24 protein-coding genes and 1 pseudogene are annotated in these 22,193 nt (G+C 60.8%); 21 read left to right on the top strand and 4 right to left on the bottom strand.

Annotation, left to right across the window (positions count from 1 at the left end):
* Positions 1-15 precede the first annotated feature (15 nt).
* Positions 16-201 carry a hypothetical protein gene (locus NKJ80_RS26270; protein ID WP_198022478.1) on the top strand — a complete coding sequence of 62 codons (186 nt, stop codon included), beginning with the start codon at positions 16-18 and terminating at the stop codon, positions 199-201.
* Positions 183-413 (top strand): hypothetical protein, encoded by a 231-nt coding sequence (locus tag NKJ80_RS26265; RefSeq protein WP_023669253.1) that lies wholly within the window; start codon positions 183-185, stop codon positions 411-413. Before NKJ80_RS26270 ends, NKJ80_RS26265 begins: the two co-directional genes overlap by 19 nt.
* 2 nt (positions 414-415) lie before the next feature.
* Here NKJ80_RS26265 and NKJ80_RS26260 read toward each other — a convergent pair whose 3' ends face one another.
* Positions 416-1,369, bottom strand: a complete 954-nt coding sequence (locus tag NKJ80_RS26260; protein WP_023669254.1) for a hypothetical protein — start codon at positions 1,367-1,369, stop codon at positions 416-418.
* Between the two features lie 1,228 nt (positions 1,370-2,597).
* Between NKJ80_RS26260 and NKJ80_RS26255 the strand changes: the two genes are divergently transcribed.
* From NKJ80_RS26255 to NKJ80_RS26200, 12 genes are all read left to right on the top strand, one after another.
* Complete coding sequence (locus NKJ80_RS26255; RefSeq protein WP_023669257.1) at positions 2,598-4,628, top strand: conjugal transfer protein TraG; 2,031 nt, start codon at positions 2,598-2,600, stop codon at positions 4,626-4,628.
* A gap of 117 nt (positions 4,629-4,745) precedes the next feature.
* The gene (locus NKJ80_RS26250) at positions 4,746-5,159 is read left to right on the top strand and encodes a CopG family transcriptional regulator (protein ID WP_023669258.1); all 414 of its coding nucleotides are present in this window, start codon (positions 4,746-4,748) and stop codon (positions 5,157-5,159) included.
* Entirely contained in the window at positions 5,156-6,124 is a 969-nt protein-coding gene (gene trbB, locus NKJ80_RS26245; RefSeq protein WP_023669259.1) for a P-type conjugative transfer ATPase TrbB, read from the top strand. Before NKJ80_RS26250 ends, trbB begins: the two co-directional genes overlap by 4 nt.
* A gap of 11 nt (positions 6,125-6,135) precedes the next feature.
* The gene (locus tag NKJ80_RS26240) at positions 6,136-6,444 is read left to right on the top strand and encodes a TrbC/VirB2 family type IV secretion system protein (protein ID WP_023669260.1); all 309 of its coding nucleotides are present in this window, start codon (positions 6,136-6,138) and stop codon (positions 6,442-6,444) included.
* Positions 6,444-6,716 (top strand): VirB3 family type IV secretion system protein, encoded by a 273-nt coding sequence (locus tag NKJ80_RS26235; RefSeq protein WP_023669261.1) that lies wholly within the window; start codon positions 6,444-6,446, stop codon positions 6,714-6,716. The genes NKJ80_RS26240 and NKJ80_RS26235 overlap by 1 nt, the downstream gene beginning before the upstream one ends.
* The gene (trbE, locus tag NKJ80_RS26230) at positions 6,710-9,160 is read left to right on the top strand and encodes a conjugal transfer protein TrbE (protein WP_352498584.1); all 2,451 of its coding nucleotides are present in this window, start codon (positions 6,710-6,712) and stop codon (positions 9,158-9,160) included. Before NKJ80_RS26235 ends, trbE begins: the two co-directional genes overlap by 7 nt.
* Positions 9,157-9,882, top strand: coding sequence for a P-type conjugative transfer protein TrbJ (gene trbJ, locus NKJ80_RS26225; protein WP_023669263.1), 726 nt, complete (start codon positions 9,157-9,159; stop codon positions 9,880-9,882). Before trbE ends, trbJ begins: the two co-directional genes overlap by 4 nt.
* Positions 9,883-9,918: 36 nt before the next feature.
* Positions 9,919-11,241, top strand: a complete 1,323-nt coding sequence (gene trbL, locus NKJ80_RS26220) for a P-type conjugative transfer protein TrbL (protein ID WP_023669264.1) — start codon at positions 9,919-9,921, stop codon at positions 11,239-11,241.
* Complete coding sequence (gene trbF, locus NKJ80_RS26215) at positions 11,242-11,973, top strand: conjugal transfer protein TrbF (RefSeq protein WP_023669265.1); 732 nt, start codon at positions 11,242-11,244, stop codon at positions 11,971-11,973. It begins immediately after the preceding gene.
* Entirely contained in the window at positions 11,963-12,991 is a 1,029-nt protein-coding gene (trbG, locus tag NKJ80_RS26210; protein ID WP_023669266.1) for a P-type conjugative transfer protein TrbG, read from the top strand. The genes trbF and trbG overlap by 11 nt, the downstream gene beginning before the upstream one ends.
* Positions 12,992-13,001: 10 nt before the next feature.
* Entirely contained in the window at positions 13,002-14,219 is a 1,218-nt protein-coding gene (locus NKJ80_RS26205; protein WP_023669267.1) for a TraB/TrbI/VirB10 family type IV secretion system protein, read from the top strand.
* Between the two features lie 13 nt (positions 14,220-14,232).
* A complete protein-coding gene (locus tag NKJ80_RS26200; RefSeq protein WP_023669268.1) occupies positions 14,233-14,511 on the top strand; it encodes a DUF2274 domain-containing protein in 279 nt (92 codons plus the stop codon).
* Here the strand turns inward: NKJ80_RS26200 and NKJ80_RS26195 are convergent.
* From NKJ80_RS26195 to NKJ80_RS26185, 3 genes are all read right to left on the bottom strand, one after another.
* Complete coding sequence (locus NKJ80_RS26195; protein ID WP_352498603.1) at positions 14,485-14,820, bottom strand: MucR family transcriptional regulator; 336 nt, start codon at positions 14,818-14,820, stop codon at positions 14,485-14,487. The two genes, NKJ80_RS26200 and NKJ80_RS26195, sit on opposite strands and share 27 nt — an antisense overlap.
* Before the next feature lie 811 nt (positions 14,821-15,631).
* Complete coding sequence (locus NKJ80_RS26190) at positions 15,632-16,495, bottom strand: ImmA/IrrE family metallo-endopeptidase (protein ID WP_031214820.1); 864 nt, start codon at positions 16,493-16,495, stop codon at positions 15,632-15,634.
* Complete coding sequence (locus NKJ80_RS26185) at positions 16,488-16,868, bottom strand: helix-turn-helix domain-containing protein (protein WP_023669270.1); 381 nt, start codon at positions 16,866-16,868, stop codon at positions 16,488-16,490. The genes NKJ80_RS26190 and NKJ80_RS26185 overlap by 8 nt, the downstream gene beginning before the upstream one ends.
* A 127-nt stretch (positions 16,869-16,995) precedes the next feature.
* Between NKJ80_RS26185 and NKJ80_RS26180 the strand changes: the two genes are divergently transcribed.
* From NKJ80_RS26180 to NKJ80_RS31510, 7 genes and pseudogenes are all read left to right on the top strand, one after another.
* Positions 16,996-17,505 carry a multiubiquitin domain-containing protein gene (locus NKJ80_RS26180; RefSeq protein ID WP_023746229.1) on the top strand — a complete coding sequence of 170 codons (510 nt, stop codon included), beginning with the start codon at positions 16,996-16,998 and terminating at the stop codon, positions 17,503-17,505.
* Positions 17,480-18,667 carry a ThiF family adenylyltransferase gene (locus tag NKJ80_RS26175; protein WP_352498583.1) on the top strand — a complete coding sequence of 396 codons (1,188 nt, stop codon included), beginning with the start codon at positions 17,480-17,482 and terminating at the stop codon, positions 18,665-18,667. The genes NKJ80_RS26180 and NKJ80_RS26175 overlap by 26 nt, the downstream gene beginning before the upstream one ends.
* Positions 18,664-19,095, top strand: a complete 432-nt coding sequence (locus tag NKJ80_RS26170) for a ubiquitination-like system serine protease family protein (RefSeq protein ID WP_023669273.1) — start codon at positions 18,664-18,666, stop codon at positions 19,093-19,095. The genes NKJ80_RS26175 and NKJ80_RS26170 overlap by 4 nt, the downstream gene beginning before the upstream one ends.
* Before the next feature lie 287 nt (positions 19,096-19,382).
* On the top strand, positions 19,383-20,069 hold the full coding sequence (locus NKJ80_RS26165; RefSeq protein ID WP_198022479.1) for a phosphoribosyltransferase: 687 nt from the start codon (positions 19,383-19,385) through the stop codon (positions 20,067-20,069).
* Between the two features lie 85 nt (positions 20,070-20,154).
* Entirely contained in the window at positions 20,155-21,039 is an 885-nt protein-coding gene (locus tag NKJ80_RS26160; RefSeq protein WP_198022480.1) for a DNA-processing protein DprA, read from the top strand.
* Position 21,040: 1 nt separating this feature from the next.
* Complete coding sequence (locus NKJ80_RS26155; RefSeq protein ID WP_023669276.1) at positions 21,041-21,550, top strand: HAD family hydrolase; 510 nt, start codon at positions 21,041-21,043, stop codon at positions 21,548-21,550.
* Between the two features lie 30 nt (positions 21,551-21,580).
* Positions 21,581-21,884: pseudogene (locus NKJ80_RS31510) on the top strand (transposase); the annotation flags it as partial.
* Positions 21,885-22,193: the final 309 nt, after the last annotated feature.

Below are 22,193 nucleotides of genomic sequence, written 5' to 3'. Positions count from 1 at the left end.
TTGGTAAGTCACTCTATGACAGGTGTGCGTTGGATGCATTGCCGAAAGTTGATCTACGAATACCAGTACTTCGACTTGCAGAAGGACGGCGGCGACAACTGCGTGCAGCAGATCGACGGGCTCCGGCGGCTCGACCTGCCCGAATTGCGCGCCATCTTCCCGCGGTTGAGGAGGACACGGGCATGGGCGCGAAGAACCTGACGACGGCGGAGATGCAGGCGATCCTGACATCACTGCTCGTCCATGAGCAGAAACTGAAGGAAACGGCAGGGCGAGCTGGCAGGAGCCAGGCCGACCCGAATGCCGTCTACGACGTGGTCGACAATCAAGCGGACCAACTTGAGGTGGTCCGAGCGCTCTACGACCGGATCGACGCCGCCGATGACCTGATTATCGTTGAGGGCGACGACTAGCCTCAGAAGAGCATCAGATCGTTCGCGGGCTGCAGATCCGCGTCCTGTGTGACGGTCGACCTGAAGGCTTCCTCGATCCGCATACGCTTCTGGTCCGGCCAGCCAGCAACGTGCGACGGTCGCACGAAGAAGTTCTCGGTCGCGTCCAAAATCATGGTCGAGAGGGCGAGGAGCTGGTTCTCACCGCACGATTGAAGGATCGGCTGGATACGCTCCCTGCAGGAATCGGCGTGGGTTCTGGGGTAACTGAAGATGACTGTCGTCTCCTCTTGGCTGGACGGGATCACGTTTAGGACGAGGCGGGGAAGGTCACGTTCCAGACGCCGGTCGTCGACGGCGAAGAATGATGACGAGGCGAGCACGGGCTGCCGCTCTTTAATTGGGACCACCGAATGCAGGATGTCGCCAAACCGCCCGGACGCGAACACTCGGTCATAGTATTCGGTCCGGTAGCAGTGGGTCACGTAGGCTCTCATCAAAGCGCGGGTCGCCCAGAGTAGCGGCGGCGAGTCCTCATCCGGCGAGACGCGTCCGTCCTCGACTGCGGTGCGCAGGGCATTCTGCAGATTATCGGCGCCTGCCATGGTGGCGTGGACTTCGCGCGTCACCGAGCGCCAGGCAATCAGGAACATCTGCGCTGGATTGTTGAAGTCCAGCGGTTGGGTGTCGATGCTGCGGAACACGGTGGCGTCGTGTTCGGCGCAAAGTCCCGTGAAGGTGGACGCCTGCCGCAATCCTCTACTCTCGAACCGGGACCGAAGCTGACCTTCGACTATCTTCGACCGCAATTCCATGACTTTCCGCTTCTCCGCGATGAGCGCAAGCGCCGTCGCCCGCTGCACGGAGTGCGCGTTGATCGCCTTGTTTGGGCACTTCATGGTTGGCCAGAGACATCTGCTGTAGCCGCGTTTGGCTCTGGCGTAGAACTGTTCGGTGAGCGCGTCGCCCTTGACCATCGATCTGTCCGCCGCTGTGGGGCGCGGCTTCTACAGCCTTCTACCTTCACTGTAAAGCCGTGCAGGCGCCGGCGTTGTGCGGCTGCATGCATCTACGCTGGCTCATCCGCAGCGCCCTGATTTTGCGCCTGAAAGAACGCGTGCCTGAGGTGCAGGAGTGCGTCTGCGTCCTGCTGATCCGCTCCGGCAAGGACGAGATCTGATCCGCCCCTTTCTCGTACCCCGCTCCGACTCCGATGACGTGTCGACTGACCGCTCGAATGGACTGCGAAATCGTGACTACCGCCTGTTCGTGATCATCGCCGCAGACGCGGTCGACGACCTGGAAGACGCGCTCGGGCGCCTTCCAGGAGTGCACCGCGTCCTATGACGACGAGGTGAGCGCCTACCTGCGGCAGCAAAGACAGGTCTTAAAGGGGAGCCGGCCACCTACGACGCGGGATCCGCACCGGCGATCCGGATCTCGTCGTCCTGGGTAAGGCGAACGATAGGCGGGCTGCTCCTGCTGGCACTCTTCGTCGGCTTCGCCATTGTCATGCCGAGAACAGGACCGCCCCCATCCGCTTGCTGGAACCGTCGTTCTGGACCAACCCAGTCACGTCCACTTCACAGCACAGAGCTACACGAACGAGACCGAGTCCTTGACCAGCGCTTGGTCAACGGAGCCGCTGTCTGACGCTAACCCCCGCCAAGTCGACGTCGAACGAGGATGCGAGTTCAGACCCCCGACGGCGCTCGGATGTGGCGGACGGTCGTCATCAGCCGCGGAACTCCGGTCGAGTACGCTCCGCTCACGAAGAGCATGTCGAAAAAGCTCCTGTTCAACATCTGATCTAGGTGGGGGGCTCATTCAAATGCAGGCGGTGACTGTGGAAACGAGTGCGAGTCTTCAGGTAACACCGGAAACCTGCTCAACGGCTGAATGGGGCGCGCGAAGCGGTCGTTCACGCAACGCCCTAGGAGCGACTGGAAAGGGTCACTTGCAGAAGTCTTGTCAGCCCACTGCAACGTCCGCTTTGCATTTTTGAGCATCGTAAGTTGTCAGTCCGCTTCCGGCCCAAAACAAGTCATTCGCTCGTCGCCTTCGCGATGACACTTCTTGGCGCCCAATCTTCCAAGCCTGCAACGTTCACTGCATCGCACGGGCGCGTATATTGGGTATCTTCGATTTTCTGAAACGTCACGTCATGCTGCTTCCATCTACTACCAAACAGTGGAGGCTGTGCCCGTGACACCGACGAAGCTCCTTGTCGGCCAGATCGTAGTTGTGTTCGCCATCGTCATCGTTGGCGTATGGGCGGCAACGCAATGGTGCGCCCACATGCTGGACTATCAGCCGCAGCTTGGCGCGCCATGGTTTGCCGCGGCGGCCCGGCCGATCTACAAGCCGTGGAAACTGTTCGAATGGTGGTTTCACTTCGACGCCTATGCGCCTGAGGTCTTCGACAAGGCCGGCATGCTTGCCGGAGCCAGCGGATTCTTGGGGTGTGCGGCCGCAATAGCTGGCTCCCTCTGGCGCGCGCGGCAGAGGGGGTTGGTCACCACCTACGGTTCCTCACGATGGGCCGCGGCTCGGGAAATCGAGAAGGCAGGCCTGTTTGAGCCGGCCGGCGTTTTCCTTGGCAAACTGAAGGATCACTATCTGCGACATGACGGGCCGGAACATGTCATGGCCTTTGCGCCGACACGTTCGGGCAAGGGCGTGGGATTGGTCGTTCCAACGCTTCTTTCCTGGACCGGCTCGGCCGTCATTCACGACATCAAAGGCGAGAACTGGCAGCTGACTTCCGGCTGGCGGTCGAAGTTCTCTTTCTGCCTCCTGTTCAATCCGACCGACTCGAGATCGGCGCGCTATAACCCGCTGCTGGAAGTGCGCAGGGGTTCAGATGAGGTCCGCGACGTTCAGAACATCGCGGACATTCTCGTCGATCCGGAAGGCGCGCTGGAGCGGCGGAATCATTGGGAGAAGACTAGTCATTCACTCTTGGTCGGGGCCATCTTGCACGTGCTCTACGCGGAAGAAGAAAAGACGCTCGCGCGCGTCGCCACTTTCCTGTCGGATCCGCAACGCTCGTTTGCCGCGACACTGCTGCGGATGATGACCACCAACCACCTCGGCACGGCGGACACACCTCGGGTCCATCCCGTCGTGGCCTCGGCGGCTCGCGAGGTGCTGAACAAGTCAGAGAACGAGCGTTCTGGCGTTCTCTCGACCGCAATGTCGTTTCTCGGGCTCTATCGTGATCCGACGGTTGCCTCGGCAACATCGGCCTGCGACTGGCGCATTGCCGACCTCATGGATGCGGAACGACCGATGTCGCTCTATCTAGTGGTGCCGCCATCGGATATTTCGCGCACCAAGCCACTGGTGCGACTGGTGCTCAATCAGATCGGCAGGCGACTGACGGAGCGGCTGGAAGGTGACCCGAAGAAAAGCCGCAAGTACCAACTGCTCATGATGCTGGACGAATTTCCGGCTCTTGGTCGCCTCGACTTCTTCGAGACCGCGCTCGCCTTCATGGCGGGTTACGGCATCCGCGCCTATCTGATCGCGCAATCCTTGAACCAGATCTCCAAAGCCTATGGCGAGAACAACGCCATTCTCGACAATTGCCATGTGCGCATTGCCTTTTCCTCCAACGACGAGCGCACGGCCAAACGCATATCGGATGCGCTCGGTACGGCGACGGAACTCAGGTCCATGCGCAACTACGCCGGCCACCGGCTGGCGCCCTGGCTTTCGCACGTCATGGTCAGTCGCCAGGAGACCGCTCGCCCGCTGCTGACGCCTGGCGAAGTGATGCAGTTGCCGCAAGCTGACGAATTAATCCTTGTTTCCGGGTTGCCGCCGATCCGCGCCCAGAAGTTGCGCTATTACCAGGATCCGAATTTCACCGAACGGGTGCTGCCGGCGCCGGTGTTGCGCGACGGTCTGTACGCGGACTGTCCTGCGTCGCGCCCCGACGATTGGAGCGGACAAGTCCGCAGTGTTGACCGCCGTCTCGCTGCCGATGACGAACACGCCGGCGCGGCAATCGAAGAAGGGAGCGGCGTGCAACAGCAGCGTCATCCCGGCCTGCCTGAAGACCACGTCGTCGTCTCTCGGGAGCCTGATCAGGATGACCTCTTCAATCTGTCGGACGATGACGCCGAGGCACTCGCAGACAAGCGCGTCATGGACCGGGTTTCTACCGCGGCGAGCGCCTACGGCCTCAACGAGGGAAGGGGCGACGACAAGGACATCATCCCCGGCTTCTGAACGCTTTCCGCAACTGAGGCGTATCTCGGCGTAGATAACGCCCATAAGCGATTTTGCGGATCTCGGCGATGTTCGTTCGCACCGGCGCATCAGCGCCGGCCAGTCGGAACGAGACGTATGAAGCCCCGTCGCATTCGCCACCAGTTTCTGCTCGAACCCGAATTGAGCGAGAAGCTGGAAACCCTCAGCCGCAACCCGTCGACCACGAAATCGGCAATCGTCGCGAAAGCGGTCGAGGCCTTCATCGAACGGCGTGGTGAAAACGAGCTCGACCAGCGCTACGGCAAGCGGCTGGACCGTCTTTCCCGCGATCTCGACCATGTCAGGCGCGACGCCGAAATAACTCTGGAGAGCCTCGCGCTCTTAATCCGCTTTTCAATCACGCTTCATGCGCACACGCCAATTCCGGATCGGGCGACACAGGCGATCGCCCAAGAGCGCTTTGACAAATTCGTCGAGCAGGTCGGTCGCCAGATAGCCTCCGGGAAGCGCTCGCTTGGTTACGGCAATGGCAACGGAGGCGAAGGATGAACTCTCATCCCGCAGCGGACCACCGCCGCCGAGCCATGCTGCGCACAGCCATGGGCGCCGCGATCACCGAGGCCCTTGCCGATCCGACCGTCATCGAGGTGATGGTCAACCCCGACGGCGCGCTGAGGCTCGACCGGTTGGGAGAAGGCCGGGTCGATACAGGCGTGCATATGCATCCTGCCGAGGCGGAACGCATCATCCGGCTCGTCGCCTCCCATGTACGCGCCGAGGCGCATGCAGATAGTCCGATTGTCAGTGCCGAATTGCCATCAGGCGAGCGCTTCGAGGGTCTGCTACCGCCGGTCGTGCTGGCGCCATGCTTCGCCATCCGCAAACCGGCGGCAAAACTCTACACGCTGGCCAACTACGTCGCCGATCGCGTCATGCTCCCGCTGCAGGCTGATGCCCTGAGGAAGGCAGTGCGCGAGCGGCGCAACATCCTGGTCGCCGGCGGCACATCGTCGGGCAAAACGACACTTACCAATGCTCTACTGGCAGAAGTCGCCGAATGCGATGAGCGGGTGATCCTGATTGAGGACACCCGCGAGCTGCAATGCGCGGCCAAGGACTGCGTTGCCATGAGGACGAGGCGGGGCTCCATCACACTCGCCGATCTCGTACGCTCGACCTTACGGCTGAGGCCCGACCGCATCATCGTCGGCGAAGTCAGAGGCGCGGAAGCGCTCGATATGCTGAAGGCATGGAACACCGGACATCCCGGCGGCATTGCCACGGTTCACGCCAATTCGGCACGCTCCGCACTCTATCGTATTGAGCAGCTCGCCCAGGAAGCGGTTGTCACCGTTCCCCGCCGGCTGATCGCCGATGCCGTCGACTTGGTCATCTTTATTGCCGGAAGAGGACCCGCGCGCCGGGTTGACGCGATCGCCGAGGTCACGGGTCTCGACGGCAGCGGCGATTACGCCGTCACCCCGCTCACACTTCCGCAACTCCAGCAGCTCTGAAAGGTCACCTCATGCGCAAGAAGCTTCGCTTTCTTTCGTTCGCCGCCGTCGCGCTTCTTCTCACGGCCCAGGCCCACGCTGCCGGCTCCGGCATGCCGTGGGAACAGCCGCTGCAGCAGATTCTGGAATCGGTGCAGGGGCCGGTCGCCAAGATCCTCGCGGTGATCATCATCATCACCACCGGTCTGACCCTTGCCTTCGGCGACACGGCGGGCGGTTTCCGCCGGCTGATCCAGATCGTCTTCGGCCTGTCGATCGCCTTCGCGGCCTCGAGCTTCTTTCTTTCCTTCTTCTCCTTTGGCGGCGGGGCAGTCGTCTGATGAGCACCGGAGAGCAGCATATCGAAGGCTTCGAGGTTCTGATCAATCGGGCGCTCACCGAGCCGATCCTGCTCGGCGGCGCGCCGCGGGCGGTGGCGATCCTCAATGGCACGGTGGCCGCGGCCATCGGCCTAGGCCTGCAGCAGTGGATTGGCGGTCTAGTGCTCTGGATCGCCGGCCACACGCTCGCGGTCTTTGCCGCACGGCGTGATCCGGATTTTGCCAGCGTGCTTGTCCGTCATCTTCGTCAAAAGGGCTGGCTTGCATGCTGAAGCTTTCCGAATACCGCGGCAAAGCCGACCGGCTTGCCGACCATCTGCCCTGGGCAGCACTCGTCGCGCCCGGCATCGTGCTCAATAAGGATGGCAGCTTCCAACGGACATTGCGGTTTCGTGGCCCCGACCTTGAAAGCGCGACGGAGGCCGAACTCATCGGCATATGCGCGCGGGCAAACAATGCGCTGAGAAGGCTCGGCTCTGGCTGGGCATTATTCTTCGAGGCCGAGCGCATCGAAGCGCTGGGCTATGCGAGCTCGGCCCTTCCCGATGCTGCCTCATGGCTGATCGATGAGGAACGGCGCGCGGCCTTCGAGGGCAAGGTCGCGCATTTCGAGAGCATCTATCATCTGACCTTGGTCTTCATGCCTGGGCCCGATGGCCAAGCGCGCGCGGAAAGTGCTCTCGTCGACTCGCATGACTTGGGAGGGGAAAGAGACTGGCGCCAGGAGCTTGCCCGGTTCCGAGACGAGACTGACCGCGTTCTCGATCTTCTTTCGGGCTTCGTGCCCGAGGTGCGCGCGCTCGACGATGCCGAGACCCTGACGTACCTGCACGGCACGATCTCGACACGCCGTCATCCGGTCGCCGTGCCGGAAACGCCAATGTATCTCGACGGCGTCCTGGTTGACGCGCCGCTGACCGGCGGCCTAGAGCCGATGCTGGGCGAGCAGCATCTGCGCACGCTCACAGTTCTCGGCTTTCCGAACGTCACCCGGCCAGGAATCCTTGACGCGCTCAATAACCAGGATTTCGCCTATCGCTGGGTGACGCGCTTCATTCCACTCGACAAGGCGGAAGCCACGAAGACGCTGACTCGGCTCCGGCGGCAGTGGTTTGCCAAGCGCAAATCGATCGCGGCTATTCTGCGCGAGGTGGTGACCAACGAACCGGTGCCTCTCGTCGACAGCGACGCCGACAACAAGGCGCTCGATGCCGATGCAGCACTGCAGGCATTGGGCGGCGATCATGTCGGCTTCGGCTATCTCACCACAACGGTGACGGTGTGGGATCAGAACCGTAAAGCCGCCGCGGAAAAGCTTCGCGCCGTCGAGCGGATCGTCAACGGGCTCGGCTTCACCACCATTCGCGAAAGCATCAATGCCGTCGAAGCGTGGCTTGGTTCATTGCCGGGTCATGTCTACGCCAACGTTCGCCAGCCGCTCGTTCACACGCTTAACCTTGCCCATCTCGTGCCGCTGTCGTCCGTGTGGGCAGGTCCAGCGGAGAACGAGCACCTTGCCGAGGTCACCGGCGATTACGCTCCGCCGCTTCTTTTCGCCGAAACCAGCGGCTCGACGCCGTTTCGGCTTTCGACCCATATCGGCGATGTCGGCCACATGCTGATTGTCGGGCCGACCGGTGCCGGCAAGTCGGTTCTGCTTGCCCTGATCGCTTTGCAGTTCCGGCGCTACGCTGGCGCGCAAATCTATGTCTTCGACAAAGGCAATTCGGCCCGCGCCGCCGCGCTTGCCATGGGCGGCGACCACCATGCGTTGGGTGCGAATGGTGCGCTTGGTTTCCAGCCGCTGCGCCACATCGACGACCCGGCCACACAGAGCTGGGCGGCCGAATGGATCGCCGGCCTCATTGCCCACGAGAATGTCACCGTCACCCCGGAGGTGAAGGAGGCAATCTGGTCGGCGCTCACCAGCCTCGCCACCGCGCCGGCGCAGGAACGCACGCTGACTGGCCTGTCGGTCCTGCTTCAGTCCAATGCGCTCAAATCGGCATTGATGCCCTACACGCTCGACGGACCATTCGGCCGGCTGCTCGATGCCGATGACGACCGGCTGGCCATCTCGGATGTGCAGTGTTTCGAAACCCAGGAGCTGATGCACAGCCAAGGCGCTGTGCTGCCTGTGCTCACCTATCTGTTCCATCGTCTTGAGGACCGGTTTGACGGGCGGCCGACGCTGCTCATGCTCGACGAGGCCTGGGTCTATCTCGACAACCCGCTCTTTGCCGCCCGCATCCGCGAATGGCTTAAGGTGCTGCGTAAGAAAAACGTCTCCGTCATCTTCGCGACGCAGTCGCTTGCCGACATCGCCGGCTCTTCTATCGCACCCGCAATCATCGAGAGCTGCCCGCAGCGCATTTTTCTCCCCAATGATCGTGCGGTGGAGCCGCAGGCACGGGCAGCCTATGAGCGCTTCGGTCTTAATGAGCGACAGATCGAATTGGTCGCCCGCGCCACGCCGAAGCGCCACTGCTATCTGCAGTCGCGCCGCGGCAATCGCCTCTTCGAGCTCGGGCTAGGCCCGATCGCTCTTGCGCTTTGCGGCGCCTCCGACCCGGCCGCGCAGACCCTGATCGACAATATTCTTTCCGAAGAAGGGCAGGGCAGCTTTGCCGCCCGTTTCTTCAGTGCGCGCGGCCTGGATTGGGCTGCCGAGCTTCTCCAGCAATTTCCTCAACCTAACAAGGAGCAATCGTCATGATCGGACGCCGCCTTTTTACTAGCCTGGTCACCGTTTCCCTGATTGCCAAACCGATGGCTGACTACGTCCAGCCGGCCTATGCGCTCATCGTGTTTGACCCGTCCAACTATACGCAGAATGTGCTGTCGGCAGCACGCGCATTGGAGCAGATCAACAACCAAATCCAGTCGCTTCAGAACCAGGCGACCATGCTGCAGAACATGGCGCGCAACCTTCAGCGCCTGGATTTCTCTTCCGTGGGCCAGCTTACCGGCTCGCTCCAACGGATTGACGGTCTGATGACCCAGGCGAGCGGCCTGAGCTTCGATCTCGACAAGCTGCAGGACCAGTGGCGCCAGCAATATCCGGAAAGCTACGACGCCACCATCAAGGTCAGCGATGTGGCGAGCGCCGCGCGCGAGCGCTGGCAGAGCGCCATGCAGGCGTTCCGCCAGACCATGAGCGCGCAGTCGCAGATAGTCGAGAACGTGCAGGCCGATGGCGACCTGCTTACCGACCTCGTCAATCGCAGTCAGGGCGCGGCAGGTGCCCTCGAGGCAAGCCAGGCCACCAATCAGCTGATCGCGCTTTCGACCAAGCAGCAGATGCAGATCCAGACGCTGCTTGCGACCCAGTTCCGGGCCGAGGCCGAGGATGCGGCGCGCAAGGCGCAGTCTGAGGAAGCCGCTCGCGAGACGACGAAGCGTTTCCTGGGCACCGGCACGGCTTATCCCGGCAACTGAGCGGCAGTTCTTCAAGACAACGAGGAAGGCGGCGACATGAACGACCTCGGAGTCATCGATCGCTTCATGGAGACCTTTACCCGCTACATTGACAGTGGGTTCGGTCTGCTTTCGGGCGACGTCGCCTTTCTCACCACCATTCTGATCGGCATTGACATCACGCTCGCGGGCTTGGTCTGGGCGTTCGGCGGCGAGCCCAACATACTTGGCCGGCTTGTTCGCAAAGTGCTCTATGTCGGCGCCTTCGCCTTCGTCCTGAACAATTTCAAGAACCTCGCCGACATAATTTACCGCTCCTTTGCCGGTCTCGGCATCAACGCATCGCCCGGCAACCTGTCCGCCGACAGTCTCCTGCGGCCAGGCCGCATTGCCGCGGCCGGCTTCCAGGGCGCCTGGCCGCTCCTCAATCAAGCGAGCCAGCTAGTAGGCTTCCCCGAGATCTTCGGTAACGCGCTCACCATCTTCGTGCTGCTTCTGGCCTGGTTCCTGGTCCTCATCGCCTTCTTCATTCTTTCCATCCAGCTCTTCATCACCATCCTCGAGTTCAAGCTCACCACGCTGGCCGGCTTCGTCCTGGTGCCCTTCGCGCTCTGGAACCGCTCGGCGTTTCTGGCCGAGCGCGTGCTCGGCAATGTGATTTCGTCGGGCATCAAGGTGATGGTGCTTGCCGTCATCGTCGGCATCGGCTCCACGCTCTTTGGCGAGTTCGCTTCCGCCCTGCAGGGCCAGGAGCCGGACCTGGCGGCGGCCATGTCTCAGGTACTGGGTGCGCTGGCGCTGCTTGGGCTCGGCATTTTCGGCCCCGGGATTGCCTCGGGTCTTGTTTCCGGCGCGCCGCAGCTTGGCGCCGGCGCGGCACTTGGAACAACGGCGGCCGCAGCTGGATCAACGCTCGTTGCCGGAGGCGCTGCGTTTGCCGGCGCGCGCATGGCAACAGGCGGCGGCCTCGCCGCAGTCCGTGCCGGCACCGCCATGGGGTCCGCTGCCATCGTCGCTTGGCAGACGGGGCGCGCGACATCGCCCGAGTCCGGGCTGTCCGGGGTAGCTGCTGGGCTGCAGGGGGTTGCGAGTGCCGCTAGCGGCGCCGCGATGCGGGGAATGCGATCCGCAGCAGAACCATTCCGCCGTAGTGCCGACGCCGGTCGCAATGCCGGCTGGACCGCGACCGGCGGCATGCCGACCAGCTCGATGAGCGGAAGCTCTCCAGTTATAGCTCCCGCAGCCGCGCCTGCCTGGGCAAGGCGTCTGCGTTCCGAACAGACCGCACGCGCCCATCGCCATGCTGCCACGCAGGCGGTGCGCGATGGAGATCGGGGCGGAAGCGGCGCCAATCCCTCCCTCAATGACAAGGAAGACTAGATGCTCTTCAAGCGACCCGTTCACCGTTATGGAAAGACGCCCGAACCCGTAACACCCTACCAGAAGGCCAGCCAACTCTGGGATGAGCGCATCGGCGCGGCGCGCGTCCAGGCCAAGAACTGGCGCTTCATGGCCTTTGGCTGCCTGGCTCTGACGACGGGGCTTTCCGGTGGGCTTCTGTGGCAGTCGATGCAGGGCCGCGTCGTGCCTTATGTCGTCGAAGTCGACCGCTTTGGCGAGGCGCACGCGGTCGCGCCGGCAGTCCAAAACTACCATCCCGACGATGCCCAGATCGCCTGGCATCTCAGCCGCTTCATCCAGAATGTCCGTTCGGTTTCCACCGATGCGGTTCTGGTGCGGCAGAATTGGCTGTCGGCCTACGACTTTGCCACCGACCGAGCGGCGCTCTTCCTCAACGAATATGCCAAGGCGAACGACCCTTTCGGCCAAATCGGCACGCGCAGCGTGTCAGTGCAGGTGACCAGCGTGGTCAGGGCTTCCGACAGCTCGTTCCAGGTCAAATGGACCGAGCAGGTGTTCGAGCGCGGCAGCCTCGCCAGCACGACGCGCTGGATCGGGATCCTCACCATCCTCATCCGCGCGCCTAGGACAACCGAGCAGCTGCGCAAGAACCCGCTCGGCGTCTTCATCAACGCCATCGACTGGTCGCGCGAGCTCGACAGCGCCGCGCCAACCCCCGTTTCCCCTAAGGAGCCCGCCAATGACAAATAGAGCCCCATTGCTTCGTGCTGCCTTGATCCTGTCGGCGTCTGCTGCGGTTCTTTCGGCCTGTGCCTCGAAACCAGTGCCGCCGCCTCAGATTTCCTATGACCACGAGGACTTCAAACCAGCCGCGATCGAGAAGGCGCCGGAGAAGCCGGTCAAGGTCGTGGAAGTGCCGAAACCGTTACCGTTGCCTGGTCAGTTGATGCCCGCACCCGGCAAGCCCGCCCCAGATAAGCGCTCGCCGGAAGAACAGGTCGCCGATGCCAACAAGGCGGCGACGCAACAACCCACCAAGTTTGGCTATGTCAATGCGGTGCAGGTTTACCCCTTTGCCGACGGCGCGCTCTACCAGCTCTACGCCGCGCCGGAGCGCGTCACCGATATCTCATTGCAGCGGGGCGAGAAGCTGAACTCGGTCTCAGCCGGCGATACGGTCCGTTGGGTGATCGGTGACACCGTTAGTGGCTCAGGCGATGACCAGCGCACTCATGTGCTGGTGAAGCCATTCGCGCCGGGGCTTGCCACCAATCTGGTCATCACGACGGACAGGCGATCCTATCACCTGCAGCTTCAAAGCACTGAGAAAACTGCCATGGCGGCGCTCTCCTGGATTTACAGCGAAGACCAACTCGTGGCGCTTCGGCGGCGCAACGCTCAGGCAGAGGCTGAAATGCCCGCGGCCTCGAACGTAGCACTCGAAAACATCCGCTTCCGCTATTCGATCACCGGCGACACGCCGCCGTGGAGACCGACGCGCGCCTTCGATGATGGCAGCAAGGTCTACATAGAGTTCCCGAAGCGCATCGATCAGGGCGAGGCGCCACCGCTCTTCATCGTCGGAGCCGACGGCGATAACCAACTCGTGAACTACCGGATGCGCGGCAACTACTACGTCGTCGATCGCCTCTTTGCTGCCGCCGAGCTAAGGCTGGGCACCAAACAGCAGCAGGTGGTGCGCATCACGAGAACCGACGGTCGGCAACCGCCGCGGCGGGTTTCGCTGTTTTCGCGCTTTGGCAGGTAAGGGGAGGCTCATGACCGATACTTCCCACCCGAATGCTCCGCCGAAGCTCAATCCCGAACAGTTGCAGCTGCGAGCCTCACCCCGCCGAGCGGTGCGGTTCAGGCGCGGCATAATCGTCGCGATCGCAGCTGTTGGCTCCGGCACCATCTTTGGCGTCACGATGATGGCGCTGCAGGGGCCGGCACTGCGCCTGAAGCAGCAGGCTGAAGAGCTTTACAGCACGGACCGCAAGCCGACCGCCGAGGGACTTGAATCGCTGCCCAAGGACTATTCCGGGAGCAAGCCGAAGGCTCCGGTGCTTGGACCGCCGCTGCCCGGCGATCTCGGCCGCCCTATTCTCGAGCACCAGCGCCAGCTTGGCATCGCGCCCGGGCAAGACGTTTCCGCCGAGGCGCAGCGGCTTGCACAACAAGCGATTGAAGCGCGCGAGTCGCAAGTCCTGTTCCGCATCGAAACCCGACTCCAGCAAACGGAAGCTTTTGGCAATGGGCAGGGCGGACGTTCGCCTTTCGAGACGGCGTCTCCGCAGCCAGATACCGAAGGCCAGCGAGCTTCCGTCGCGCCGGCCGAGGGCGACCAGAACAATCAACAGCGCAAGCTCGATTTCATCGATCAACGGAACACCGGCGGGATCTACAACCCGCATGCACTGCAGACGCCGGCTTCGCCCTATCAGATCATGGCCGGTAGCGTGATCGCTGCAAGCCTGATCACCGGCATCAATTCCGATCTGCCCGGCCTTGTCGTCGCCCAGATCACCGAGAATGTGCACGACAGCGTCACCGGCAGCATCCTGCTCATCCCGCAGGGCTCACGGCTGATCGGCACCTACGACAGCGTTGTAGCCTTTGGGCAAAGGCGCGCTCTGTTGGTGTGGCAACGCATCGTGATGCCGGACGGCTCCTCTACCGAAATCGACAATCTGCCCGTGACCGACGCGGCCGGCTATGCCGGGCTCGAGGACAAGGTGGATTTCCATACTTGGCAGTTGATCAAGGGCGTCGCGGTAGCCACATTGCTGGGGGTTGGTACCGAGTTGAGCTTTGGGGAAAATGAAAGCGACTTGGTCAAGGCAATTCGTGAATCCACCCAGCAGAACGTCAGTCAAGCGGGCCAACGGATCACTGAAAAGAACCTGAACGTCCAACCCACGATCACCGTGCGCCCTGGTTGGCCGTTGCGCGTCATCGTGCACAAGGACCTCGTGTTGCGGCCATACACGGGGTGAACAGGAGGACTTCATGGCGAACCTGAAACTCGGAAAACTTCCGGATCGGACACCTTCGAAGATCACCATCACCGTTGGCGCCGCGTTGAGCCAAGCACTCAACGACTATGCCGCTCTTTACCGTCGGACCTATGGCGAGTCCGAAACCGTGGCTGACCTGATCCCCTTTATGCTGGTCGGGTTTCTGGAAGGTGACCGGGCATTTGCCAAGGCCAGAAAGGAAGGTTTGCCGGGCGCCGGCGCGTCGGAGAAACCGCGAAGGCAATCATCTTCCACACCGGACAACGCGTAACGCTTGGTGTCGCACCGCTAGGTTCTTGATGCTGACCGCGTTGCCACCGATCCCAGCAAGCGCTTCGCAAAATTTGATATCAGGCGTTCGCTTTACGCTTTGAGATAGGTTTCTTGGCCGGAGCAGCCTTCCCTCCCCCAAACCTAACGATTTTGCCAGCGCTGATCGGGCGGCCGAATAGTTCGGGGCGACCATGGGATAGTCCTTTGCCAGTCCCCACCTCGCCCGGTATTCATCGGGCGTCATCCGTGCCGGGTTGCCAGATGGCGCTTGAGTGACTTGTATTTCTGCTCCATCTTCAAGACTGATTATGTAGTCTGGGAGGACGGACCTTTTAGGATGACGGCTTCGGAGCCGTTTCTTCAGTTGGCGCCCTGTCCGATCTTAGTCAATGCCGAATTTAGACTAGCGATCAAATCGGGCAATCCAGAGACCGGAACCGCGTTCCTCTGGATAGGCCGAAAAGATATCCGCAGTAAGTGCGAATAGATTACTGCCGGCTTCTTCAGACATCATCACGCTCCTAGTCCTCTGATTGCAAATGAAGCGGCCGCCTGAATCTAGTCTCTGCTAGTCTCGGTTGAGCGTGAGATTCAATACCAATTCTTGGCGGAGAATTTGCGATAGAGTTGCGTCAGGAGGTCACGCTGGCAGTTCCAACTCTGGTTTTAACCCAAAACGTCAATGAACTTTGGAAATTGGTTTTTTCCAGTGAGCTTGACCTTTATGTCGAGCTTGCTCGCCACGGCATTACTCCCGGGCCAGCCGAGCGAATAACGATCGATGACTTCCTGGCTTGGCGCCCTCGCGGTCCCTCCATAAGCAAGCGCTCAAAGCGCTGGTGGCTTGGCTCTGGCACTAGTTCGCAAATGCCGCCAGCACCTCCAATGGTGGGGTCTTGCGAAGGATACGTCGATCTCTTCCGTTCGATGGGAAGCGCTTCCACCGCATCACGGGCTGCGGCCAGCTCCCGCACGGGTTGCGCCGAGAAATCGCCGGTATGGTCAGTCTTTTCCCGGCCCACAGCGGTCAGTGTAAGGTTCTGCAAACAGGGGTCAGATTTTTCTCGGCTCTACGGAAGGATGTTTCGCGCCGCGCGCCGGCCGGCCCAGCTCATTTCCTATTTCCTACGTTTCGACCTGCCAGGCCAAGGCAGCTCGCCGTCAAGCTCGCGGAGGCCGTAGGTCTCCTCCTCCCATCGCTTCCGTTCAGCCGCCGGGGGCGGGAGATCTTCATCATCGAACCAGAGCAGCGTCAGGGTCTGATCCCAGGCGGCGAGGTGGCGGACGTCTTCGTAGAGAGAACCTTCACGCTCCCAGCCCTCGAACCACTGATCCGGCTCGGCTTCCTCGGGGCCTGCCGCCGCTGCCCCCGCCCGCACCCGGGCGCTGTAGGAGTCGCTTGGCAAATCCATTCCGAGGCGCACCCAAGCCTTGGCGCCTCGCAGGGATGTGGAACGCGAGCAGTAACGAACCTTGCCGCCCTCGGAGAGCACGAAGGCGCACAGTTCGCGCGAGAAGGTGGCGAAACGTGAGCCCGTCGACATCAAGGAAGCGTCGAATTCGTCGGCCAGGTCGCTGACTGCGGCGAAATTCATGTCAGCCGCATCGACTCTCGGCTTGAACAGCTTGAATGGAAGCAATAGCTCGGCCGCGAACACGTCGCAGGCGATCTCGCCGGGCGGCCTACGCGTGAAACTCCAGCTCGGCGACCTATGATCCGCCGCTATGCCGAGGGCCTCGTGAGCCACTTCGTGACAGATGCTAAAGCGCTGCCGACGGCTGTTGTGGGCGCAGTTCACGCAAATGCGGTACTTGCCGTTCGACAACCGCACCGACCATGCGTCCTCATGTTCCTGAAGCACTTCCTGCTTCACGGTACCTCCGACTTGCGCCGCGTAGGCGTTTACTGAGACCGGAAGCGCCAATGGACCGCTCTTGGCGATGAAGTCGCGTGCCTTCATCGCGACGGAGAGTTCATCCATCTTCGTCCTCGCTCATGAACCGGCGGATGCGGGCAAGGGAGGTCGCGTAGTCGGGGCGGGCGCCACGGTTCACGACGGTGGTAAGCATATGGAACTCTTCGAATGAAACTCGATCATCGGCCCTCGCGAACTCGGCAAGATCGGGGTCGACATTGGGGTGACTTGATAGAAACCGCAGGATCTTGACTTCCCGCTCGGACGGCGCCAGACCGCTGAGCAGCTTGTTCACCACCTCGTCGGACGGCGCTTCCTTCGCACCCGTCTCGAGGCGGTAGATGTAGGCGTGATCGACTTCGCTCCGCTGAGCCAACTCTCGCAGGCTAAGATCGCCGCGAAGCCCCTTCAGCCAAATTCCTAACGCAGACTCCGGCATCCGCCCTCCTTGACATTCGCCACAATATCTCCCATTCTGTTGTCCAGACAGACAACGCGCTCTGGGTTGGTCTCGTGCCGAACAGGGCGTTTTTGAGAGCCTAAGTGTTGTCTGTCCGGACAGCAAGATGCCATCCGGCAGAGCGAAACGCAAGCACCGCGAAGCGGAGAAAGTAGTAAAAATGTCAGTCAATGTCGCTGCGCACCTGGTGCGTATCCATGTCGACCGGGAGATTTTCGAGTCGCCCGACCCCACAACGGGCAAAGCGCTCTACGCGCTGGCCGAGATCCCGAACCACCGTGAGTTGTTCCGGGAGGTGCCGGGTGATCACGAGGACAAACTCGTACCGCGCGACGACACTGTGATCGACCTGAAGAAGGATGATCACTTCTACAGCCAGAAGGCTGTGACAGTTGGCATCAATGGCGAGCCCTTCGAAACCACTGAAACTCGTCTCTCGTTCGAGGAACTGGTGAAGATCGCGTTCCCCGTCCTGCCGACGGGAACGTGCATCGAATTCACAGTGACCTACCGTGATGGCCCCCCGTCGAACCCCAAAGGCACGCTCACGGCTGGCCACTCCGTGAAGATCAAAAACAGGATGAAGTTCGATGTCACGGCGACCGATCGATCGTAGCCCGCCGCTGAAGCGGCTTCGAGACGAGGGCTACAGCGTCGACGTGGTCACGGGATATCTCGTGATCCGTGACGTACCCTATGTTGACAGCAACCGGCACGTAAAGCGCGGCGTGTTGTTCGCCCCATTGGAGGTGACCAACGACGTTGCGAAGCCGCCCAAGGATCACCAGACCAAGTGGTCCGGCGATCACCCTTGCAACGAGGACGGCAGCAAGATCCAGGGGCTTGGCGACAGCGACTTGGGTGACGGCCTGAAGATCGACGGGATGCCGGTGCGCTGGAACTTTTCCTGTAAGCCCAAGCCCGCCGACCGCTACGATGATTTCCATCAAAAGATGGCGCACTACGTGGCGAAAATCTCGGGCCCGGCACAGGTGATCGAGCCGGGTGTGACGGCGCAATCCTTCAAGCCTTACGCGCCCGACGAGGACGACAGCGTCTTTCTTTACGAGGACACGGCCAGTAGTCGCGCCGACATCGTGGCAATCGCGCTAAAGCTCAAGCCGCTGAAGGTTGGCATCGTCGGCCTGGGCGGCACGGGCTCCTACGTCCTGGATTATCTCGCCAAGACCCACGTCCGCGAAATCCACCTCTTCGACAACGACGGGTTCAACCAGCACAACGCCTTTCGGGCGCCGGGCGCGCCTTCAGGCGAAGAACTGGAGGAGGAGCTCTCCAAGGTCGAGTTTCACGCGCGTACCTACAGCAAAATGCGCCGCGGCATCGTCCCGCACAAGGTCAAGCTTACCCCTGAGAACCTTCACCTGCTGGAAGGCCTTGACTTCGTGTTCCTGTGCATGGAGGGGACCGGGAAGCGGCCGATCGTCCAAAAACTGGAGGCAATAAACATCCCGTTCGTAGATGTGGGCATGGGCCTGACGGTGCACAACGAGAGCCTGCGGGGCCAGATACGTACAACGACCAGCACGCCTACCAAGCGCGAGCACGTCCACAACGGGAAACGCATCGCGTTCATGACGACAGAAGAGGTCAACGAGTACGACAAAAACATTCAGGTGGTGGAACTCAACGCTCTGAATGCTGCCTTTGCAGTCATCAAGTTCAAGAAGCTTTTCGGTTTCTACGATGACGACACCCACGAACATTTCAGCATCTTCGTGCTCGCGGGCGCCGAGACGATCAACGAGGACAGCGAATGAAGAGACCCTACAAGATCCGACACGAGTTCGTGGAGTTCGTCCCGAGGGTCCGCGAGGCCGGTGTCCTCTATGTTTCGATCCCGTATGCAACCGCAGTCCATGATTGCTTCTGCGGTTGTGGCACCAAGGTGGTGACACCGATTAGCCCGGTAGGCTGGCAACTCACCTTTGACGGCGAGAGCGTCAGTCTCTCGCCGTCAGTCGGGAACTGGTCATTCGCCTGCCGGTCCCACTATTTCATCCGTATGGACACAGTGGTCTGGGCAGGCGACATGTCGGAGGACGAGATTGCGTGGGGCAGGATGCGCGACAAGGCGGCGCGCGAAGGTCACTTCGGTGGCCATGTCGAGCCGCTCGCTTCGCCGAAGGCCGAGGTCGCGAAAACCAAATCTAGAGGTTTCTGGTCGTGGCTGACCGGCGGTCGTTAACACGTGCCGCGCTTCGGGCCCGCGCAGATGCGAGTCTCATAGGCCTACGTCTGGGCCGGGACCTTGAGGCCGCTCTCATAGGTCGCGCTTTCCGTAGAGCATCCAACTCGGCTGACCTTTCAGAGTGGCACCTAGGCCCGAATCGCGTCAGGCGGAGGCCGTTTCCCAAGAGTGCACTGCGGTCTCCGGTGAAATTTCGAATTTTGGCAGAATAAAAAGGCCAGCAAGCGAGTTGATAGTCGGCCTCGTGCTGCTTACATCGTGCACTGCGAAGTAAGGGGGGTGGCGTGGTTTATTTCAACAAAATTGCCGGATGGATGGGTTTTCCTCACCTGAGTGTGTCTCTCGGGCTGACGTATTCGTTTACAATTGCCTATAAACTGAAAGACAGGACTGACGAGAAGTGGACCGCCTGGTTTATTCGATTCAAAGACAAGAATAATAAAGCCGAGTGGGGTGCGGCGACGGTTCTATACGATGCTGCTCCGACTCTCATCAAGCACTTAGGTATTGATCCCAAACGCGCCTCATTTATCCCCGCGCTTTCGTCCAAGGAAACGAAAGCCGACCCAAGCCGCTCAATACCGTGGATTACCAAGGAATGCGCAAAAACTGTGGGGGCGCAATATTCCGACAGCATCCTATCCAAGAATGTCCATCAGAAGATTCATACGATTTATTCCGCTGAGGGTCGCTCCGCTGAGCTGGATAAGGCTAAGTATCAGTCGGCAAAAATAGATGCGGACCATGTCTTCGTTTTCGATGACTTCATCACGCGAGGTGATACGCTGTCTCGCATCGCGCTAGCGGTGCTTGCCGCTAATCCGAAATGCAAGGTGTATGGGATTGCGCTCGCGAAAGCGGAGAGTGTTGCTTACTGCCCGAATCCCGAGAACGATCATGTTCCTGCTAGGTGGGATACGCTATGGGGGCAGGGCGAACGGGAGCACGACGCGAAGTTCAAGAAGGATTAGAGCAATGGCTTCATCGCCCGTGTCATCGACATCAGTAGCGCTAGTCGCTTTGATGAAGCTCAAAGGTCTCGGCCGGCGGGGGGCCTTGCGCATCGTTAATGGGCCTGTGCCTGACCGTGATGCGAAAGACGTTGTGGTGGACAGGGCGGCGCGGGCGAAGGTATCGGAAAGCGCACTGTTAGAGGCATGGGATCGAGCTCAGGACGAGTTGGAGAAAACGCTAAATAGCGATACGAAGTTTTTCTCATTCCATGACGAAGGGTACCCTCAGCGCCTTCGTAATATCCCAGATCCTCCTGCCGTCTTGTATGTAAGGGGAGCCGTGGCAGGACTCCACGCGACGAAGTGCCTTGCCGTCGTGGGGACGCGTGAGCCAACTCCTTATGGTGAAGCTGTTGCTAGGAAGTCGGCAGCGGCGGCAGCAAGCGAGGGCTTCACTATCGTGAGTGGCTTAGCACATGGCTGCGATACTCTTGGTCACGAAGGCTGCTTGGATGCCCACGGTGTGGGGGTCGCAGTGATGGCCCACGGCTTGGACAAAGTTTATCCCGCCGCCAATCGGGGACTGGCAACTCGCTTAATTGAAAACGGCGGCTGTTTGGTCAGCGAATATCCTCTTGGTGTCACTCCTATGCGGACAGCTTTTGCCGAGCGAGATCGCATCCAAAGTGGTCTCTCCGACGCAGTGCTAGTGGTGGAGACGGATGTGAAGGGTGGGACCATGCACACGGTGCGGTTCTGCCGAGAGCAGAAGCGTGCGCTGGCGTGCATTGATCATCCCGATAAGTGGAAGCACGAGGACAAGACGAAGGGCAATCAGATGATGATTGCTCAGCACTGGGCCCGCGCCATATCCGATGGGGTCGCCTTGACGCAGTTCTTGCTGCACGTCCAGCAGGTCGAACGCTCTCCAGCAAAAAGACCGGAGCGCGCATTGGACATCGATCCTCAAACTCGGTTGGGTTTCTGAGATGATTATTTTCGACTTCGATCAAACTCTCGTGGACACCTCCACAGTTGAGCACCTTCGCGCCGCTCGGGACTGGAAGGCGGTTATGGCCCAAGCCCCGAAGCTGGCCGTCTACGGCGGAATTACCGAGTTGCTCATCGAGCTACATGCGGCTGGTCACACATTGGCTATCGTTACAAAAAGCCCCGACATGGTGCCGAAGGCCTTCATAAAGGCACATGCCTGGCCGATAGATATTGTGGTCGGCTATCATCACGTGAAAAACCGAAAGCCGCACCCGGAGGGTCTTTTGCTTGCGATGTCAAAAGCGGGAGGAAAACCTCACAATACTTATCATGTCGGCGATCAGCCTCAGGATACCGAGGCTTCGCGTGGAGCCAACGTCGCCGCGTTGGGCTCGGCATGGGGCTGCCTCGACGTGGCAGGTTTGGAAGCCTCGAAACCAGACGCTATTTTCTCGTCTGTCGGCGAACTGCGCGACTACCTCAAAAAGAAGCTCGACCTGAAATAACCCGCTCAGTCGAAGGTGTCCCCGGAGTCGGTGACAGGGCTCTCCTGCATGACCGTGATCGACGATCCGTCGCTTCCACCGTTCGCGTGATGTCGCGCGGTCTACTTCGGGCAGACGTCGCGGCGCTGCCAATCCGGCTCCTCCATCGACGTTCAGGGGGGCATCTCGAAGGCCGGCGACGAGGACGTGCGGCGGGCGCTCTGCGAGACGGCGTTGGGCCAGAGACGCGCTTCAACCGCTCCGACAAGGTCAAAAGCTGGGGCCAGGGATCGCCGAACGCTCATTTCACTGCAAGGCCTGCGTCAAGTTGACCGTGATCATGCACGCAGTCTATGGACCGGCCGCGCGGTGCAAGGGAATTCGAAACGGGTGGTCGAGTACGGTCCGCGCCAATCTATCCTTCCTCTCACTGGAGCCTATGCTCCGGGCGATCATGGTAATCCGCTCACACCCGATCTTCCTATTTGGCAGTCGCAAAACTCGAAACGGTCACGCTAGAGACTTTGTACGACGGGCGCGAAAGCGGCTGGTCCTCTGACGAGTTTGCCTATCTCAATATAGGTTAATATATGAGGATCACCCATATAGGAACCTATATGGGGTAAGGTTTGATATAGTGGCATATATTGACACCCGTCATATA

The organism is Mesorhizobium sp. M0030 (genome assembly GCF_040323695.1).
Classification (GTDB): domain Bacteria; phylum Pseudomonadota; class Alphaproteobacteria; order Rhizobiales; family Rhizobiaceae; genus Mesorhizobium.
The sequence above is the reverse complement of the archived record's forward strand: the minus strand, read 5'-3'. Positions and strand labels throughout refer to the sequence as shown.

Coding starts and splice junctions, on each gene's coding strand:
- NKJ80_RS26190 (WP_031214820.1), bottom strand. CDS start 16,495: ATGGATGAACTCTCCGTCGCGATGAAGGCACGCGACTTCATCGCCAAG.
- NKJ80_RS26250 (WP_023669258.1), top strand. CDS start 4,746: ATGAAGCCCCGTCGCATTCGCCACCAGTTTCTGCTCGAACCCGAATTG.
- trbL (WP_023669264.1), top strand. CDS start 9,919: ATGAACGACCTCGGAGTCATCGATCGCTTCATGGAGACCTTTACCCGC.
- NKJ80_RS26185 (WP_023669270.1), bottom strand. CDS start 16,868: ATGCCGGAGTCTGCGTTAGGAATTTGGCTGAAGGGGCTTCGCGGCGAT.
- NKJ80_RS26260 (WP_023669254.1), bottom strand. CDS start 1,369: ATGGTCAAGGGCGACGCGCTCACCGAACAGTTCTACGCCAGAGCCAAA.
- NKJ80_RS26270 (WP_198022478.1), top strand. CDS start 16: ATGACAGGTGTGCGTTGGATGCATTGCCGAAAGTTGATCTACGAATAC.
- NKJ80_RS26155 (WP_023669276.1), top strand. CDS start 21,041: ATGATTATTTTCGACTTCGATCAAACTCTCGTGGACACCTCCACAGTT.
- NKJ80_RS26175 (WP_352498583.1), top strand. CDS start 17,480: ATGTCACGGCGACCGATCGATCGTAGCCCGCCGCTGAAGCGGCTTCGA.
- NKJ80_RS26170 (WP_023669273.1), top strand. CDS start 18,664: ATGAAGAGACCCTACAAGATCCGACACGAGTTCGTGGAGTTCGTCCCG.
- trbF (WP_023669265.1), top strand. CDS start 11,242: ATGCTCTTCAAGCGACCCGTTCACCGTTATGGAAAGACGCCCGAACCC.
- NKJ80_RS26180 (WP_023746229.1), top strand. CDS start 16,996: ATGCCATCCGGCAGAGCGAAACGCAAGCACCGCGAAGCGGAGAAAGTA.
- trbG (WP_023669266.1), top strand. CDS start 11,963: ATGACAAATAGAGCCCCATTGCTTCGTGCTGCCTTGATCCTGTCGGCG.
- NKJ80_RS26205 (WP_023669267.1), top strand. CDS start 13,002: ATGACCGATACTTCCCACCCGAATGCTCCGCCGAAGCTCAATCCCGAA.
- trbE (WP_352498584.1), top strand. CDS start 6,710: ATGCTGAAGCTTTCCGAATACCGCGGCAAAGCCGACCGGCTTGCCGAC.
- NKJ80_RS26235 (WP_023669261.1), top strand. CDS start 6,444: ATGAGCACCGGAGAGCAGCATATCGAAGGCTTCGAGGTTCTGATCAAT.
- NKJ80_RS26200 (WP_023669268.1), top strand. CDS start 14,233: ATGGCGAACCTGAAACTCGGAAAACTTCCGGATCGGACACCTTCGAAG.
- trbJ (WP_023669263.1), top strand. CDS start 9,157: ATGATCGGACGCCGCCTTTTTACTAGCCTGGTCACCGTTTCCCTGATT.
- NKJ80_RS26265 (WP_023669253.1), top strand. CDS start 183: ATGGGCGCGAAGAACCTGACGACGGCGGAGATGCAGGCGATCCTGACA.
- NKJ80_RS26240 (WP_023669260.1), top strand. CDS start 6,136: ATGCGCAAGAAGCTTCGCTTTCTTTCGTTCGCCGCCGTCGCGCTTCTT.
- trbB (WP_023669259.1), top strand. CDS start 5,156: ATGAACTCTCATCCCGCAGCGGACCACCGCCGCCGAGCCATGCTGCGC.